This window comes from Neobacillus bataviensis (assembly GCF_019969725.1).
The window spans coordinates 309,951-326,261 of the sequence record NZ_JAHXYW010000004.1; the positions used below are offsets into that span (position 1 = coordinate 309,951).

Consider the following 16,311-nt stretch of genomic DNA (forward strand, 5'->3'; position numbering starts at 1 on the left):
TAGCCATCTATAAATTGGTATTGGGAAAAATTTCATTTTATTTTGTGGGAATAAGATTAATTTTGTTTTTATAATGAAAATAGTACAAATAACTCCCAATTTTAAACGCCAGCATTTTTACTATATTATATTCGGATAATATAATATTTTTAAAAATTTTTAAATGTTGAGAAATTTAAATGAATCCCCGTATAATAATAAAGAAAGCGATTACAAAGTTGTTTTAGGGGGATGGACATGAATTTCGATTTAACTTCTGAACAAGAAATGATAAAACGGATGATTCGCCAGTTTGCTGATGAGGAAGTAGCACCTGGTGCGATAGAGCGTGATCGAACAAAACAATTTCCTGTAGAGATATTTAAAAAATTAGCTAATATGGGAATTATGGGACTTCCTTTCCCTGAAAAATATGGCGGAGGCGGGGCCGACACTGTTAGTTTTGCCATTGTTACGGAGGAGTTAAGCCGGGTATGTGCATCAACTGGTATTACCTATTCTGCTCACATTTCCTTAGGAGGGGCACCGCTATACTTATTTGGAACTGAAGAGCAAAAACAAAAATTTTTGAACCCCATTTGTACAGGCGAGTCATTCGGTGCTTTTGGTCTCACTGAACCGAACGCTGGCTCAGATGCAGGAGGCACTAGAACTTCAGCTAAAGAGGATAATGGTGAATTTATCATTAACGGCAATAAGTGCTTTATTACCAATGCAAGCTATGCAAACCATTTAGCTTTAACGGCAATCACGGGTGAATCTGACGGGAAAAAAGAGATAAGCGCAATCATTGTTCCAACGAATGCACCGGGTTTTTCAGTAATTGATAACTATGAAAAAATGGGTTTAAATGCATCGAATACAACGGAGCTTGTTCTAGAGGATGTAAGGGTCCCTGTCGAAAACCTTTTGGGGAAACGCGGAGAAGGCTTTAAGCAATTTTTAATTACTCTTGATGGCGGCAGGATTGGTATTGGTGCCATGGCTGTAGGGATAGCTCAGGGGGCTTTTGAGAAGGCGCTTGCCTATGCTAAGGAAAGAAAACAATTCGGTAAATCCATTTCTTCTTTCCAAGCGATTCAATTTAAATTGGCAGATATGGCCATGAAAATTGAGTTAGCGCGAAATATGGTTCACAAAGCCGCATGGTTAAAGGATCAAGGGAGACCTTTTTCAAAAGAAGCAGCAATGTGTAAGTTATATGCTTCTGAAATTTGTATGGAGGTAACGAATCAGGCCGTACAAATTCATGGCGGGTATGGCTATATGAAGGAGTATCAAGTTGAACGAATGATGCGTGATGCCAAACTGCTTGAAATTGGAGAAGGAACCTCTGAAGTACAAAGAATGGTTATTTCAAGATTAATTGGTTGTTAATAAATAAATAGGGGATTATAAAAAGAGACTGAACAGATTGAATTGTTTTTAGTCTCTTTTCTCTTTTTTACAAAGATTATAGTGATAAAATAAGTTTAGGGCTTTTCCTTCTGTTCATTTTCAAGTAAAATAATAGTTGTTTGTAGACATTTTATTATTTACAAGGTATTCGTACATAAGGGAGGTTATTATCTTGAAGAAAAATCCGGTTATTCCTTTTATTATCATCATGGTTTTTGGTATCGGACTAATGTTTTTATTGTCTTTCAAAGGCCTTGGAGATATGAAAGAAGTCGCAAAGGATAAGGGCGAAGGCGGCGGCAATGAGAAAACGGAAGTGGCTGCAACTAATCCAGAAGACATTTATAAACAAACATGCATAGGCTGCCACGGCGACCAGTATCAAGGGGTTGTTGGACCATCATTAAAAGGTATTGGCAGCAAAATTTCTAAGGAAGAAATTATGACTGTCATTACAAAAGGTAAAGGAAATATGCCTCCTGGCCTAGTTCCAGAAGAGCAAGCTGCTGCAATGGCAGATTGGGTATCAAAGATTAAGTAATCAAGCAACATAAAAAAGTCCTTTGCATCTGTAAAGGACTTTTTTATATACTAGGCTTATTAAACTTGGTTGTTGATTTGCGCTCCAGGCGCTTGGATTTCCGCGGGCGTGCCGGGGAGCCTCCTCGGCGCTTTGGCGCCTGCGGGGTCTCCCCTGACCTGTACTCCCGCAGGAGTCTTCGCGCCTTCTGCTCCAATCAACAATGGCCTTTACAATGCCTAAAGAAATACATACATATAAAAAGTGGTGGTATTTTTGAATACAGATAAATTATCAGCTCGTTTAGCAGCGGTTGCTAAATATGTACCTAATGGGGCCAGCATGGCGGATATTGGTTCGGATCATGCCTATTTGCCTTGCTTTTTAGCTAAAAACCAAGGTGTTCGATTTGCGATTGCCGGTGAAGTAGTGGAGGGACCCTATAATTCCGCTAAAAATAAAGTGAGGTCAGAAGGTCTCACCGATGTTATCTCTGTAAGGATGGGGAATGGCTTAGAAGTAATCCGTCCCGGAGAAGTTGAGTGCATTACGATCGCTGGAATGGGAGGAGCCTTAATCACAAGTATTTTAGAAAGCGGAAAGGACAAACTCAGCTCTGTTAAGCGTCTGGTATTACAGCCGAATATCAGTGCCAATACAATCCGAAAGTGGTTTTTAGAAAATAATTGGCAGTTGATTGCGGAAGAAATAATGGAGGAAGATGGGAAGATCTATGAGGTGCTTGTTGCTGAAAAGGGAGACCCATTAAGAACGTATTCTTCAGAGTTAGAAATAGGATTATTAGTTGGACCTTTTCTTCTCCAAAATAAAAACGAAGCTTTCAGGAAGAAATGGACAGCTGAAAGGAATAATTGGTTAAGAATATACAATCAGTTGGAAAATGCTGCTCAATCACAAGAAACAGTAGAAAAAAAAGAGGAGCTGTTAAATAAAATAAAATTGGTTGAGGAGGTTTTGAAGGATGAAAATGCCAAACGGTCATGAACTAATCCAGCTTTTCGAACAATTTTCACCGAAAGGCCTGGCGATGGAAGGCGATAAGATAGGTTTGCAAATCGGCCGATTAAATAAAAAGATTGAACGAGTAATGATTGCCCTTGATGTACTCGAAAATGTCATTGATGAGGCGATTGAAAAAAATGCCCAATTAATTATCGCCCATCATCCCCCGATTTTTCGCCCGCTAAAAAATATCAATACTGACACAGTTCAAGGACGGATGATTGAAAAATTAATAAAGCATGATATAGCCGTTTATGCTGCACATACGAATTTGGATGTGGCAAAAGGGGGCGTCAATGATTTACTGGCATCAGCTTTAGGGCTGCAGGAAGCTGAAGTGTTAGTTCCTTCCCATGATACTCAGCTTAAGAAGTTAGTTGTGTTTGTTCCAGTAAGTCATGCTGATACCATTAGAGAGGTACTAGGCGAAGCTGGAGCAGGAAATATCGGGAATTATAGCCATTGCTCTTTTTCTGCAGACGGAACAGGACGATTTATGCCTGGGGTAAACACCAATCCTTATTTCGGGCATACTGGTCAGCTTGAAGCTGTTGATGAAGTTCGAATAGAGACGATTGTTCCTGAACCACTGTTAAAGAAGACGATCACGGCCATGATTAAAGCACATCCATATGAAGAGGTTGCCTATGATGTTTATCCATTGGAAAATAAAGGTGAAGTCCTCGGTCTTGGAAGAATCGGGAAAGTTGTTGAGATGACTTTAGCTGAGTTTGCAGAACGGGTAAAATCGGCGCTGGAGGTTGAAAGAGTGCGTGTGGTTGGTGATTTAAGCTCGAAAGTAAAAAAGGTGGCAGTTCTAGGCGGGGACGGAAACAAATATTTTAGTCATGCAAAATTCAAAGGGGCAGATGTGTACGTAACAGGAGACATCTATTACCATACGGCACATGATGCAATGATGCAGGGCTTAAACATGATCGACCCTGGCCATAATGTCGAAAAAATTATGAAAAAGGGGCTGACTGCTACATTACAGAAATTATGTCAAGAGGCAGGCTATGAAGTCGAAATTTTCCCTTCAGAAGAAAACACAGACCCTTTTCAATTTATCTAAATTCCATTAACCGAGATGTCCTTTATCTGCCTGATGAAGGACATTTTTAATGCCGCTGAAGCCACTTTAAAAAGCTGCACAGGAAAAATGTATCTTTGTATTATATCTATTAGTTTTATATAATAAATACATAGTTTATGAATCATAGTCTTTTAGGGGGACTTTTTTATATGCAAATAATTAAGATATCGCCACGCGGTTACTGCTACGGTGTTGTTGATGCAATGGTTATAGCGAGAAATGCCGCTTTAGATAAAACATTGCCTCGCCCAATCTACATTTTGGGAATGATTGTTCATAATAAACACGTTACGGATGCATTTGAAGAAGAAGGCATTATAACGCTTGACGGGAAAAACCGAAAAGATATTTTAGAAAAAGTAGATAAAGGGACCGTCATTTTTACAGCACATGGAATTTCTCCAGAGGTGAGAGAGATAGCTAAACAGAAAGGGCTTGTCACAATTGATGCAACGTGCCCGGATGTTACAAAAACTCATGACTTAATTGAAGAAAAAACAAAACAGGGCTACCAAGTCATTTATATTGGTAAAAAAGGGCATCCAGAACCGGAAGGCGCTGTTGGCGTTGCACCGGGTCAGGTCCATCTCGTTGAATCTCCAAGCGATGTGGATGCATTGAATCTTGACTGTGAGAAACTAATTGTGACGAATCAAACAACGATGAGCCAATGGGATGTTGCGGATACGATGAAGAAGGTTCAGGAAAAATTTCCGCATGCTGAGGCTTACAAAGAAATCTGTCTTGCCACTCAAGTGCGTCAAGAAGCCGTAGCAGAACAGGCAACTGAGGCAGATGTAACGATTGTGGTCGGTGATCCGAAAAGTAATAATTCGAACCGGCTTGCACAGGTTTCTGAAGAAATTGCAGGAACTAAAGCATACCGTATCGCTGATATCACGGAACTGGAAATTGACTGGATAAAAGATGCTAAAAACGTCGCCGTAACCTCCGGGGCCTCGACTCCAACCCCGATTACAAAGGAAGTTATCACCTTCCTTGAACAATTTGATCCAAATAACCCAGCTACATGGGAACGACGCAGGAATGTACCATTAAACAAAATTTTACCTAAGGTAAAAAAATAAATTTAATAAGAAAAAGCACACGGGATTTCAGAAATTGAAATCTTGTGTGCTATTTTTTATATATACATTTTTGGAACAGAGGTTCCTTTTTCCTGCTGCCTATTGCTATTCGTTTTTTGCTGTGGATTCTTTTTTCGTGTGGTATTATTCTTAGGAGTTTCCAGTTCACTTGACTCATTGCTTGATGACTCTTCCATTGCTGCTTCAGTGGTTGTATCCTTATTATCTGTTGATTCATCAGTGCTTTTTGAAGCATTTTTTAGTCCTCTATACAGTTTCCACATGGCCGGTAGATTTTTCACTAATGGTCCATATTGTTGGACCATTGGACCAATGGTTTGTGCTGTTTTCAAAACCTGCTGGGTATTGTTAAGAATGTTTGTAAGCCCACCAGGGTTACTTAACGATTGGAGTAAGCCACCTCCGCCCCCTGAAGCTGCACGTCCAACTCCTTGCATTCCCATTAATCCTCGTGCTTGATTTCCTCTTCCGAGAAGTTTCGAAAGTAGGCCGCCACCACCCCTATTCATTTGTGCTCCACCCATCATGGGATTTCTTCCGCCAAAAGGATTTGCAGATGGTCCCATCATCGGAACTCTCCCTCCAAAGGAGTTAGGACCTGCTCCCATCATTGGACCACCGCCGCCGAACGGACCTTGCATCATTTGCGGACCCATTCCTCCCTGCATGGGGAATCTTGGTCTTGGCTGCATTTTTTTAGCCTCCTTTCTTTTCTAACCCTTATGAATTAAAGTATGCATCTATCCAAAATTGGTTTAGGTAGAATACACAGGACAAAAACAAATTTAGTTGTTTAAAAGTTCCCAATAGGTAAAAAATGATACTAATAGGAAAGATACTGGTGTTTTGCAGGAATCTTTAATATAATTGCATGATGGATATTAAAGTGGAAGCTCTTGCTAAACAAAGAAAACTACTCCATAGTCATTAGATTATTTTTATATTAAGGAGCAATTACATGAAAGAAAATCGTTTTGATCGTTTTAAGTTTCAACCGTTTATTATAGAAGCCATTAATCATTTTGGATTTTATGAGCCGACAGAAATCCAAGAACGCATGATTCCATTAGTATTAAAAGAAGAGAGTGCTATTGGACAATCTCAGACTGGTACTGGAAAGACACTTGCTTTTGTGCTGCCGATCCTCGAAAAAATCAACCCGCAGCGGCAGGAGGTCCAGGCAGTTATTACAGCGCCGACTAGGGAACTGGCATCGCAAATCTATCATCAAATCCTGAAAATCACCGAACATTGTAATCCGGAGCAGCCCATCATGACAAGATGTTATATTGGCGGAACGGACAAGCAGCGCACCATCGAAAAATTGAAGGTACAACCGCATATTGTTGTGGGGACGCCAGGCAGAATCAATGACCTCATTGCAGATCAAGCCCTTTTTGTTCATACGGCGGGAATTCTCGTCGTGGACGAGGCAGATATGATGTTAGATATGGGATTTATCGAAGATTTAGATCGTGTGGCGGCCAGGATGCCTGAAAACCTGCAAATGCTAGTATTTTCAGCAACCATTCCAGAAAAGTTAAAGCCCTTCCTTAAAAAATATATGGAAAATCCGAAAACCATTCAAATTGAGGCAAAACAAAAGGCAGCGGAAAATTTAGAGCACTATTTATTACCGTCAAGACATCGCAATAAAAAGCAGCTGGTTCTTGACGCTCTGCTTGCCTATAATCCTTATTTAGCAATTGTCTTTACAAATACAAAAAAAATGGCGGAAGATGTAGCCAGATTTTTAAATGAAAAAGGCTTAAAGGTTGGACGGGTTCACGGAGATTTAAATCCGCGTGAACGAAAAAAAATGATGAAGCAAATTCAGGATTTGGAGTATCAATACATCGTAGCAACCGATCTTGCCTCAAGAGGAATTGACATCGAAGGGATAAGCCATGTCATAAATTATGAATTGCCTTCAGATTTAGATTTTTATATACATCGGGTCGGCAGAACGGCAAGAGCAGGAAATACGGGAATTGCTTTGACCATTTATGAATTATCTGATGAAGATGCTTTAAATCGGTTAGAAAAAATGGGTATTCAGTTTAAGTATGTCGATTTGAAAAAAGAAGGATTTGTGGAAGCGGATGAACGGAATAAACGGAAGACTCGGGTAAGGCAGGAAGATGAGGCCGACAAACTTGCGAAATCCATCGTTAAAAAGCCGCAAAAAGTAAAACCAGGCTATAAAAAGAAAATGCAATGGGAAATGGATAAAATCAAAAAACGGCAGCGAAGATTAAATCAGAAAAAGAAATAATGAAGAAATGGAGAGGAAAGCAATGTTAAAAATCGGATCACATGTCTCGATGAGCGGAAAAGATATGTTGCTTGCTGCAAGCCAAGAAGCTGTTTCTTACGGGGCAAATACGTTTATGATTTATACGGGGGCACCGCAAAATACAAGACGGAAAAAAATTGAGGATTTGAATATTGAAGCGGGAAGAAGGCATATGGAGACAAATGGGATTTCAGAAATTGTGGTCCATGCTCCCTATATCATCAATATTGGTAATACAGAAAACCCGGATACGTTTGAATTAGGCGTTCGCTTTCTTCGTTCAGAAATTGAACGAACTGAAGCGCTTGGAGCGAAACAAATCGTGCTTCACCCGGGTGCCCATGTCGGTGCCGGGACAGAAGCAGGAATTAAAAAAATCATTGAGGGTTTGAATGAAGTTCTGACTGGGCAAGAACAGCTTCAAATTGCCTTGGAAACCATGGCTGGAAAGGGTTCAGAATGTGGGAAATCCTTCGAGGAAATCGCGATGATTATGGATGGGGTTAACTATAGTGATAAACTGTCCGTTTGTTTCGATACATGCCACACTCATGATGCCGGTTACAATATTGTTGAAGATTTTGATGGTGTTTTAAATGAGTTTGACAAGATTATTGGGATTGAAAAATTAAAAGTACTTCATATTAACGATAGCAAGAATGCTGTAGGAATGCGGAAGGACCGCCACGAAAATATCGGGTTCGGTCATATTGGCTTTAAGGCACTCAATTATATTGTTAATCATCCGCAGCTGATGGATATTCCCAAAATCTTAGAAACACCATTTGTCGGTGAAGATAAAAATAATAAAAAAGCACCATATAAATTCGAAATCGCCATGCTCCGTGAGCAAAAGTTCAATGAAGACCTATTGGATAAAATCATGCAATCATAATCCTAATTTAAAATAAGCTGTGCAGAGTGCACAGCTTATTTTGTAAATGACATAAATAATTTATTAACCTCGCGTGCTGTTTCAGGCCCAGCCACTTTTGCGATTTCTCTAACGATTTGAGCCCGCTGTACATTATCAAATATATTGATATTTTTTCCTCTTAAGTATGCGGCAATTTTTCCTGCCTGCTGCCGATTAATTACAATATTAAATTGATCTGCATATTTTAATAATTCATCTGCAGTAATGGTATTTATTTTATGATTAATGATGTTTTCAAAAATTTTCACCCTCACCACTCCTCCCTGCTAATGTATGAAGATGCGGCAAGAGTGTGACAACATGCTTTACAATCTGAAAACACTATTGTATACTTTTTGAAGTTAAATCGGAATGATTCTGATAATTAAAAGGTGAGAGTGCAGATATGCAATCAATTATTGAAATTAAACATTTATTCTATCGTTATGAAAAGGATACTGTCCTTGAAAATATTAACCTATCCATTCCAGACGGCTCTTTTTTAGCCATAGTCGGTCCAAATGGTTCTGGGAAATCAACCCTCCTGAAATTAATTTTAGGATTGTTAAAACCGCAAAAAGGGGAGATTTTTTTATTTGGCCAGGAAATAAGCAAATTTAAAGCTTGGCAGCAAATCGGCTATGTCTCACAAAAGGCTAATTCTTTCAATACGGGGTTTCCTGCGACCGTATTTGAGGTAGTCGCAAGCGGTCTGACAAAAAAGCTTGGGATGTTTAAGTTTTTTAAAAAAGAGCATTCACGTATTGTTTTAGATGCATTGGATGCCGTTGGAATGAAGAATTTTCATAACCGGAATATTGGTGAACTTTCCGGAGGGCAGCAACAGCGAGTTTTTATTGCACGTGCCCTTGTCAGTGAACCCAAGCTGTTAATCCTAGATGAGCCAACGGTCGGAGTCGATGCTGAAAATGTTAATGCATTTTATCAAATGCTTGATGATTTAAATAAGAATCGAGGAATCACCCTTCTTTTGGTTACCCATGACATTGGAACGATTTCAGACAAGGTAACGCATGTTGCCTGCTTAAATAAAAATATGCATTTTCATGGGGAAACTAGCGAATTCGAGCAGCTAAAAAAAGAAGATATGTCTAAAGTTTATGGTCATGATGTCCATCTGATTGCCCATAATCATGATCACGGAGGCGTTTTAAAATGATTCAAGGAATTTTTCATTATGAATTTTTACAAAATGCCTTTTTAACAGGAATCTTGATTGGAATTCTTGCACCGTTATTAGGTGTTTTTATTGTCGTTAGAAGGTTATCGTTAATTGCGGATGCACTAAGCCATGTGACGCTTGCAGGTATTGCGGCAAGTCTTTTGCTTGAACGAAATGTTGCAGCGTTAGCTGGTTTAAATCCGCTTTATTTAGGGATGGTATTCTCTGTAGGCGGCTCCTTGTTTATTGAAAAGCTTAGAGGTGTTTATAAGCATTATCAAGAGCTGGCCATTCCCATTATTCTTTCAAGTGGAATAGGGCTTGGGGTCATCTTTATTTCATTGGCAAATGGGTTCAATACCGATTTATTCAGTTATTTATTTGGCAGTGTATCAGCAGTAAGCCGGACGGATTTACTCGTCATTTTTATCATTAGCATCCTTGTAATCACCGTTATCATTTTATTATATAAAGAATTGTTTTTATTATCGTTTGACGAAGAACATGCGAAAGCTTCTGGTATTGCCGCAAAGAGCATTCATTTCATTTTCATTGTAATGGTGGCATTAGTAATTGCAGCATCGATGAGGATTGTTGGGATTTTGTTAGTTTCATCGTTAATGACACTTCCGGTTGCGGCAAGTATTCGCCTTGCCAAAGGCTTTAAACAAACGATTTTCTTGTCAGTTTTATTTGGTGAAATTTCTGTCCTTGGAGGACTTTTTACAGCATATTATTTAGATTTGGCCCCTGGTGGAACGATCGTAATGCTTGCGGTTCTAATACTAATAATCGCAATTTTTTATAAGAAATTAATCATTAAGAAGCATGTGCTTTCGGAGGTAGAGTCAAGTGAACGTTAATGAAGCTATCCAATACCTAAAAGAAAACGGCTTTAAACAGACAGGGAAAAGAGAAGATATGCTTCAACTATTTGCTGACAGCGACAAGTATTTAACGGCTAAGGATGTTTTAGATCAATTGAAAGATGATTATCCAGGCCTGAGTTTTGATACGATTTATCGAAACCTCTCTCTGTTTGTTAACATGGGAATATTAGAGATGACTGAATTATCAGGTGAAAAGCATTTTCGCTTTACATGTTCGAGACATCATCATCATCATCATTTTATTTGTCTGGACTGTGGAAAAACGAAGGAAATTGAAACCTGCCCGATGGATGGATTGAGTGAAAATTTAAAAGGATATGATATTTCCGGGCACAAATTTGAAATCTATGGAAGATGTCCTGAATGTGTAAACTAAAAAAACAGCTTGCGGCCTTTGCCGCAAGCTGTTTTTTTAAATGAGGGAACTTACCAATTTACGATTGTCCTTTTGCTGTTGTCTCAACCAATGCTCCACCCAATCATAGGCCTCTGCCCAATTATAAACGCGAATGACCCCTTTAGGGATTGGATCTTGGTTATAGGGGGTATCAAATAATATAACGGGAATGTGGCACTCTTCGTGAATGGTAACAGCATTATCGTGTTTGTCTTCAAAAAAGATATCGATTTGATGCTTTTTCACGGATTCAATCTTATTATGGGTTCCAATTAATTCAATATGGTGGTAAAGCAGCTCATTAGCGGTAAACCATTTTTCTGTTACATCATAGAGATGCTGGCCTCGGGCACTGATAAAATACAATTCATGCTGATTTTCCCATTTTTTTAGGATGCTTTTTGCTCCTTGAGCCAGCGGTGAACCTTCATAGATGATCGGTTCATTTTCGTGAAACCATTTGGCAAAATCTTTTTCAGAAACATTTACAAACGGGGTCAATTCATATTGATTAACATCCTCATACGCAATGTTTAGTCCAAAAGCTTTGTTGATAAAAGGTAAAATTGAAGTTGGGCACGTAACCGTACCGTCGATATCAATTCCAAAACGTTTTTTCATTTGTGCTCACCTTCAAATTGCATTTGCTTATCTCATTCTATTTTACCAAAGAAGCGTGTTTTATAAAGTAAATAATTTTATGTAATATTTTTCGGGATTTGAAATAAAAACCTATTTAAGACAAACATTGACATAGTAAAAAGAGGTTTAAGGTAAACAATAATAGTGCTCCTATTACTGAAAGTGAGGGATTCGAATGGCAGATGAAAGAGACACGAAAGTGCAAGAAGCTCTTCAAAGTGCTAATATAGGACAGGATATCCCAAATTACCCTTCAGAATTTAGAGAAGAAACAGCTTCAGAAATTGCTCCGGAAATTGGTGCATCTGTTCCGATTAGACATTCTAATTATAGGGAAGAAACTGCTGCAGAAATTGCGGCGCCTGTACCAGTTATACGCGGAAAGGACCGTGGAGCTGTTAGAGAAAGAGCAGAGGGTGGTGCCGGGATTGGCACAGTAGCTTTAGCACTATCCATTTTATCTCTGTTTGTATTACCTATTCTTTTTGGTGCTGCAGGAATTGTGTTAGGTTTTGTTGCTAGGCGCAGAGGTGCACAAGGACTCGGTGCCTGGGCAATTGGGATTGGTGCTGTATCGATTATTATCGGTATCTTTATTCTCCCGTTCTTTTAACATATAGCTGCATAGGGGCGAAAAGAAACCCGGCAGGATACCTGCCGGGTTTTTCATATGTTATTTTGCGGCGGCTTCTTCAGCTGCTTTTTTCTGAAAATACTCTTCTGCCACTTGGTCGATTTCTTTTTTCAATTCTTCGACCATTTGGGCTTCTGGAACCTTCCTTACAATTTCACCTTTGCGGAATAGTAATCCTTCACCGCGTGCCCCGGCAATACCAATGTCCGCTTCACGAGCTTCTCCAGGCCCGTTAACGGCACAGCCCAGAACGGAAACTTTTATCGGAGCTTTAATTTTCTGGATATATTCTTCAACTTCATTCGCGATGCTAATAAGATCAATTTCAATTCTTCCGCAGGTTGGACAGGAAATTAATGTTGCAGCATTGGAGGAAAGACCAAACACCTTTAAAAGCTCACGTGCAACTTTTACCTCTTCAACTGGATCTGCACTTAAGGAAATCCGAAGTGTGTTTCCGATTCCCTTGCTGATAATCGCTCCTAATCCAGCAGCACTTTTTACTGTCCCAGAAAAAAGCGTCCCAGATTCGGTAATTCCTAAATGTAATGGATAATCGAAGGCACGGGCCGCCTTTTCATAGGCTTCAATCGCAAGATTTACATCAGATGCCTTCATCGAAACAATAATATCGTGGAAATCCAAATCCTCAAGAATTTTAATATGATGGAGGGCGCTCTCAACCATACCATCTGCTGTTGGATATCCGTATTTTTCTAATATCTTTTTCTCCAGGGAACCAGCGTTGACTCCAATCCGGATTGGAATTCCGCGCTCTTTAGCTGCTTTTACGACAGCTTCCACTTTTTCACGCTTTCCGATGTTACCCGGGTTGATTCTGATTTTATCCGCGCCGCCTTCAATGGCTTTTAAGGCTAATTTATAATCAAAATGGATATCGACAACAAGAGGGATATTGATTCTTTTTTTGATTTCAGCAATGGCATTTGCCGCACGTTCATCCGGACAAGCAACTCGGACAATCTGACAGCCAGCCTCCTCAAGCCGTTTAATCTCGGCAACTGTAGCTTCAACATCGTGGGTTTTTGTTGTCGTCATACTTTGGATAATTAATTCGTTATTACCCCCGATGGTTAAATTTCCAACCTTTACAGGCCGGGTTTTTGTACGATGTATAATTTCACTCACGTGGAATTCGCTCCTTTAAAATGGGATTCCAATAAAAAACGATAAAATCAATTCGACTTTATTTTATCAGTCTACTTCTATTTTTGACAAGAATAAGGGTGGTATCTTCATTATTTTGAGTAATCAGGAAAATGATATGTAGATCCAATTTGAATTTTTTCCGGATTGCGGCCTTGGTTTAATTTTTTAAAGTCTTCTATTAAATCGGTAATCGATACTGGAAGAGGTTTTTCTAATCTATGCTCTACAATTGAAATGACGGTTTCACCAGGTTTAACTTTTGCCTCAAAGGATGGAAGTCCCGTTTGCTTCTTCACAACGGTTTCCACTTTTGCATCTACCTGCTTTGCAGGTGAGGGGGTCAATGTTCCAACGGTTAAATCTAAATAAATGACATAAATAACAAGTATGGTTAAAAGGAATCCAAATAATTTTTTCATCGGACATGCCCCCAAATGGAATTTGTACATTGGTATGCTTGTCCACATATAAATAGAACTTTTATAGAAAAAAAACATCCGATTCGGATGCTTTTAATTAGCTTTTTTAGGTTTTGGTATTTCATTAATGGCTAAAAGTAATACGATAATTGCTACAAACCAATTTATAAAAAAGCTATTTGGTACAGTTGTTTTTATTGCCGCCATAACCGTAAAAAATAAGGTTGGTAATGTTTCGCTATAGGCAGCCATCCTCCATACATGACGATAGGTTAAGTTCCTTCCAGCGAGATTCTTTAATGCTAATCCAATCAATGCTAATACTGATACTTCAATGAAACTTGCGGCACTTGAAAACAAATACATAAAGACCGAGAGTACAGGAATGATTATAGCTTTCAATCCGCGGATTGTATCAATAAAATTAAGCAGGTCGTCTTTAGTCATTTTCTTTAGCATCGTGTATTGATAGGACTCACTCTGGCCCGCAGACGAAAAAACGAATTCATCTTTTAATAACGCAAACGCATTTCCTTCTTCTTCTACATCTGCTGCTTCAATCGTTCCTGTTGGATCTAGAATAACAGTAAAATCTTCTTTATTAATTGTGACAGGTACTTTTGTTTGTGCAGATAACTGTCCATTATTAATGGAAAAGGCAGGAAATTCATCTTTAATGATAGACCGAGCCGAATCTATTCCTGTAGAGAGTGCCGTACTCAAATAAATTATTGACGGTAAAACGGAGATAAGTGTAAGGAAAAAGACATATAATATGGTTTTTCCAATTCCTTGAAAACGAAATAAAGCAATATCCTTAGGAGAATAAATGCTTTTTATAAATTGCTTAAAAATATTCATAATGACCACCTTAATATAGATTCACCATTCTATTGTAGCTTTTGTAAACCTTATATACAAGAATGACCTGTTAGGGGTCCTTTAGAATTTCAAGACTGCATAATTAATTTATTCCACAAATCTCATAGGAACAATTTTGACAGTCAACACCCTCTTTTAAATAATGGATATTATTTATGGTAAACTTTTGATTTTCATATGTGATGATTCCCTTTTCACGCAATTCTTTTAAAGCCCTTTGAATGACCTCTCTAGTTCCAAAGGTTAAATTAGCCAATTCTTGATGGGTTAATGGCAAATCAATCAGGATTCCCTGTTCAGTCATTACACCATAAGAATTACAAAGACGGATAAGGATGGAATACAAACCGCCCTTTTTCCCATTCATAATTAAATCCTGGCATTTCATTTGTGCCTTTATATATCCAGTACTAAGCCAAGAGGCAAGAGCATTCATAGCCTCGGAATCCGTTAAAATAAAATCTTCGAAAAGATCTTTTTTAATGGCAAGGACCTCGCAGTCTGTCAACGCCTTAGCGTAAAATTGATAGCGGGGATTAGCTTGAAATAGTTGATACTCAACAATTAATTCTCGTTCGTTCAAGATCTTCAAAATAAAATCCTTCCCTCGTAAATGGACCCTTCCAAGCGCAAAGCTTCCTTTCAGCAATAAAAACACATTTTCTACCGGATCCTTTTCTTGAAAAAGAATTGTGCCGGCTTTTATTTTTTGAACTGGTTCGCTTTTTTGAAAAAAATGCACTATCAAACTATATATAGATAAGCTGTTATTTTGCATAATTTGTCACTCCTTTTTACCCTTCAACCTGATTAAAATCCTTTATTAGTAACATGTCAATGAAGCAATTATATGTATTTTAAGTGACTAAAGTTGGATATGATAAAAATCGTTGACAGCATGCTGTTTGGCTAAATATGACAACTTTTCGAAAGTTTGATTTATGATTGTTTTTCTTTTAGACTCAGTATAAAAAGTTGCTCAAATGAGCATTGTATATATGGTGAAATGTAAGCATTTTATTTGAAACGATGCCACAACTTTGGTATGTTAAGAACAAAGCTTTAGAAATATTCTAAATATGGATAAAGCCAATAATATCATGGATACATAGGAGGAATTTAACATGGCATTTGAATTACCAAAATTACCTTATGCAGAAGATGCACTTGAGCCACACATTGACAAGGAAACAATGAATATTCACCACACTAGACATCACAACACATATGTGACAAATCTAAATGCAGCATTACAAGGTAATGAAGAATTACTTTCTAAATCAGTTGAAGAAGTAATTGCAAATTTAGATGCTGTTCCTGAAGCTGCTCGTACAGCAGTACGCAACAATGGCGGCGGCCATGCAAATCACTCTTTATTCTGGCAAATCCTTTCTCCAAATGGCGGCGGTGCCCCAACTGGTGAACTAGCTGATGCAATCAGCAATAAATTTGGCAGCTTCGAAAGCTTCAAAGAAGAGTTTGCAAAAGCTGCAACAACCCGCTTTGGCTCTGGCTGGGCATGGTTGTCTGTATCAAATGGCGAATTAGAAGTATCAAGCACTCCAAACCAAGATTCTCCTTTAATGGAAGGTAAAACACCAATCCTTGGCCTTGATGTTTGGGAGCATGCGTACTACCTAAAATACCAAAACAAGCGCCCTGACTATATCGGTTCCTTCTGGAATGTAGTAAACTGGGACGAAGTAGCAAAGCGTTATAACGAAGCAAAGTAATTT

Annotated in this window: 19 protein-coding genes; 12 read left to right on the forward strand and 7 right to left on the reverse strand. The window is 38.6% G+C overall.

Annotated elements, in window-relative coordinates; all coding sequences use genetic code 11:
• Positions 1 to 237 precede the first annotated feature (237 nt).
• From LC455_RS12795 to LC455_RS12815, 5 genes are all read left to right on the forward strand, one after another.
• A complete protein-coding gene (locus LC455_RS12795; protein ID WP_223591340.1) occupies positions 238 to 1,377 on the forward strand; it encodes an acyl-CoA dehydrogenase in 1,140 nt (379 codons plus the stop codon).
• Between the two features lie 193 nt (positions 1,378 to 1,570).
• On the forward strand, positions 1,571 to 1,939 hold the full coding sequence (gene cccA, locus LC455_RS12800) for a cytochrome c550 (RefSeq protein WP_223591342.1): 369 nt from the start codon (positions 1,571 to 1,573) through the stop codon (positions 1,937 to 1,939).
• 255 nt (positions 1,940 to 2,194) lie between these two features.
• The gene (locus tag LC455_RS12805) at positions 2,195 to 2,923 is read left to right on the forward strand and encodes a tRNA (adenine(22)-N(1))-methyltransferase (protein ID WP_223591344.1); all 729 of its coding nucleotides are present in this window, start codon (positions 2,195 to 2,197) and stop codon (positions 2,921 to 2,923) included.
• Positions 2,901 to 4,016: a Nif3-like dinuclear metal center hexameric protein gene (locus LC455_RS12810; RefSeq protein WP_223591345.1), complete on the forward strand. Its 1,116-nt coding sequence runs from the start codon at positions 2,901 to 2,903 to the stop codon at positions 4,014 to 4,016. The genes LC455_RS12805 and LC455_RS12810 overlap by 23 nt, the downstream gene beginning before the upstream one ends.
• A 170-nt stretch (positions 4,017 to 4,186) precedes the next feature.
• Positions 4,187 to 5,125: a 4-hydroxy-3-methylbut-2-enyl diphosphate reductase gene (locus tag LC455_RS12815; protein WP_223591346.1), complete on the forward strand. Its 939-nt coding sequence runs from the start codon at positions 4,187 to 4,189 to the stop codon at positions 5,123 to 5,125.
• A 56-nt stretch (positions 5,126 to 5,181) separates the two neighbouring features.
• Here LC455_RS12815 and LC455_RS12820 read toward each other — a convergent pair whose 3' ends face one another.
• A complete protein-coding gene (locus LC455_RS12820; protein WP_223591347.1) occupies positions 5,182 to 5,838 on the reverse strand; it encodes a YqfQ family protein in 657 nt (218 codons plus the stop codon).
• 266 nt (positions 5,839 to 6,104) lie between these two features.
• Between LC455_RS12820 and LC455_RS12825 the strand changes: the two genes are divergently transcribed.
• Positions 6,105 to 7,421, forward strand: a complete 1,317-nt coding sequence (locus tag LC455_RS12825; RefSeq protein WP_223591348.1) for a DEAD/DEAH box helicase — start codon at positions 6,105 to 6,107, stop codon at positions 7,419 to 7,421.
• A gap of 22 nt (positions 7,422 to 7,443) precedes the next feature.
• A complete protein-coding gene (locus LC455_RS12830; RefSeq protein ID WP_223591349.1) occupies positions 7,444 to 8,337 on the forward strand; it encodes a deoxyribonuclease IV in 894 nt (297 codons plus the stop codon).
• Positions 8,338 to 8,372: 35 nt separating this feature from the next.
• Here the strand turns inward: LC455_RS12830 and LC455_RS12835 are convergent, their stop codons facing one another.
• A complete protein-coding gene (locus LC455_RS12835) occupies positions 8,373 to 8,627 on the reverse strand; it encodes a DUF2624 domain-containing protein (protein ID WP_223591350.1) in 255 nt (84 codons plus the stop codon).
• A 137-nt stretch (positions 8,628 to 8,764) separates the two neighbouring features.
• On the opposite strand from LC455_RS12835, the gene LC455_RS12840 reads away from it, so the two are divergent.
• From LC455_RS12840 to LC455_RS12850, 3 genes are read left to right on the forward strand one after another with little or no spacing between them, the layout of a single operon-like run.
• The gene (locus tag LC455_RS12840; RefSeq protein WP_223591351.1) at positions 8,765 to 9,538 is read left to right on the forward strand and encodes a metal ABC transporter ATP-binding protein; all 774 of its coding nucleotides are present in this window, start codon (positions 8,765 to 8,767) and stop codon (positions 9,536 to 9,538) included.
• Positions 9,535 to 10,404 carry a metal ABC transporter permease gene (locus LC455_RS12845; RefSeq protein WP_223591352.1) on the forward strand — a complete coding sequence of 290 codons (870 nt, stop codon included), beginning with the start codon at positions 9,535 to 9,537 and terminating at the stop codon, positions 10,402 to 10,404. Before LC455_RS12840 ends, LC455_RS12845 begins: the two co-directional genes overlap by 4 nt.
• Positions 10,394 to 10,807, forward strand: a complete 414-nt coding sequence (locus tag LC455_RS12850) for a Fur family transcriptional regulator (protein WP_223591354.1) — start codon at positions 10,394 to 10,396, stop codon at positions 10,805 to 10,807. Before LC455_RS12845 ends, LC455_RS12850 begins: the two co-directional genes overlap by 11 nt.
• Before the next feature lie 36 nt (positions 10,808 to 10,843).
• On the opposite strand, the gene LC455_RS12855 is transcribed toward LC455_RS12850, so the two are convergent.
• Positions 10,844 to 11,449, reverse strand: a complete 606-nt coding sequence (locus tag LC455_RS12855; RefSeq protein WP_223591355.1) for a 5' nucleotidase, NT5C type — start codon at positions 11,447 to 11,449, stop codon at positions 10,844 to 10,846.
• 196 nt (positions 11,450 to 11,645) lie between these two features.
• Here LC455_RS12855 and LC455_RS12860 point away from each other — a divergent pair, with 196 nt between their 5' ends.
• Complete coding sequence (locus LC455_RS12860) at positions 11,646 to 12,083, forward strand: DUF308 domain-containing protein (protein ID WP_223591357.1); 438 nt, start codon at positions 11,646 to 11,648, stop codon at positions 12,081 to 12,083.
• Between the two features lie 60 nt (positions 12,084 to 12,143).
• Here LC455_RS12860 and ispG read toward each other — a convergent pair whose 3' ends face one another.
• The 4 genes from ispG to LC455_RS12880 all read right to left on the reverse strand — a co-directional run bounded on the left by ispG (position 12,144) and on the right by LC455_RS12880 (position 15,353).
• Positions 12,144 to 13,244, reverse strand: coding sequence for a flavodoxin-dependent (E)-4-hydroxy-3-methylbut-2-enyl-diphosphate synthase (gene ispG, locus LC455_RS12865; protein ID WP_223591652.1), 1,101 nt, complete (start codon positions 13,242 to 13,244; stop codon positions 12,144 to 12,146).
• A gap of 119 nt (positions 13,245 to 13,363) precedes the next feature.
• Positions 13,364 to 13,693: a hypothetical protein gene (locus tag LC455_RS12870; RefSeq protein WP_223591358.1), complete on the reverse strand. Its 330-nt coding sequence runs from the start codon at positions 13,691 to 13,693 to the stop codon at positions 13,364 to 13,366.
• Between the two features lie 93 nt (positions 13,694 to 13,786).
• Positions 13,787 to 14,554, reverse strand: a complete 768-nt coding sequence (locus LC455_RS12875) for a DUF1189 domain-containing protein (RefSeq protein ID WP_223591359.1) — start codon at positions 14,552 to 14,554, stop codon at positions 13,787 to 13,789.
• A gap of 103 nt (positions 14,555 to 14,657) precedes the next feature.
• Complete coding sequence (locus LC455_RS12880) at positions 14,658 to 15,353, reverse strand: Crp/Fnr family transcriptional regulator (protein ID WP_223591360.1); 696 nt, start codon at positions 15,351 to 15,353, stop codon at positions 14,658 to 14,660.
• 346 nt (positions 15,354 to 15,699) lie between these two features.
• Here LC455_RS12880 and LC455_RS12885 point away from each other — a divergent pair, with 346 nt between their 5' ends.
• Positions 15,700 to 16,308 (forward strand): superoxide dismutase, encoded by a 609-nt coding sequence (locus LC455_RS12885; protein ID WP_223591361.1) that lies wholly within the window; start codon positions 15,700 to 15,702, stop codon positions 16,306 to 16,308.
• The last annotated feature ends 3 nt before the right edge of the window (positions 16,309 to 16,311 follow it).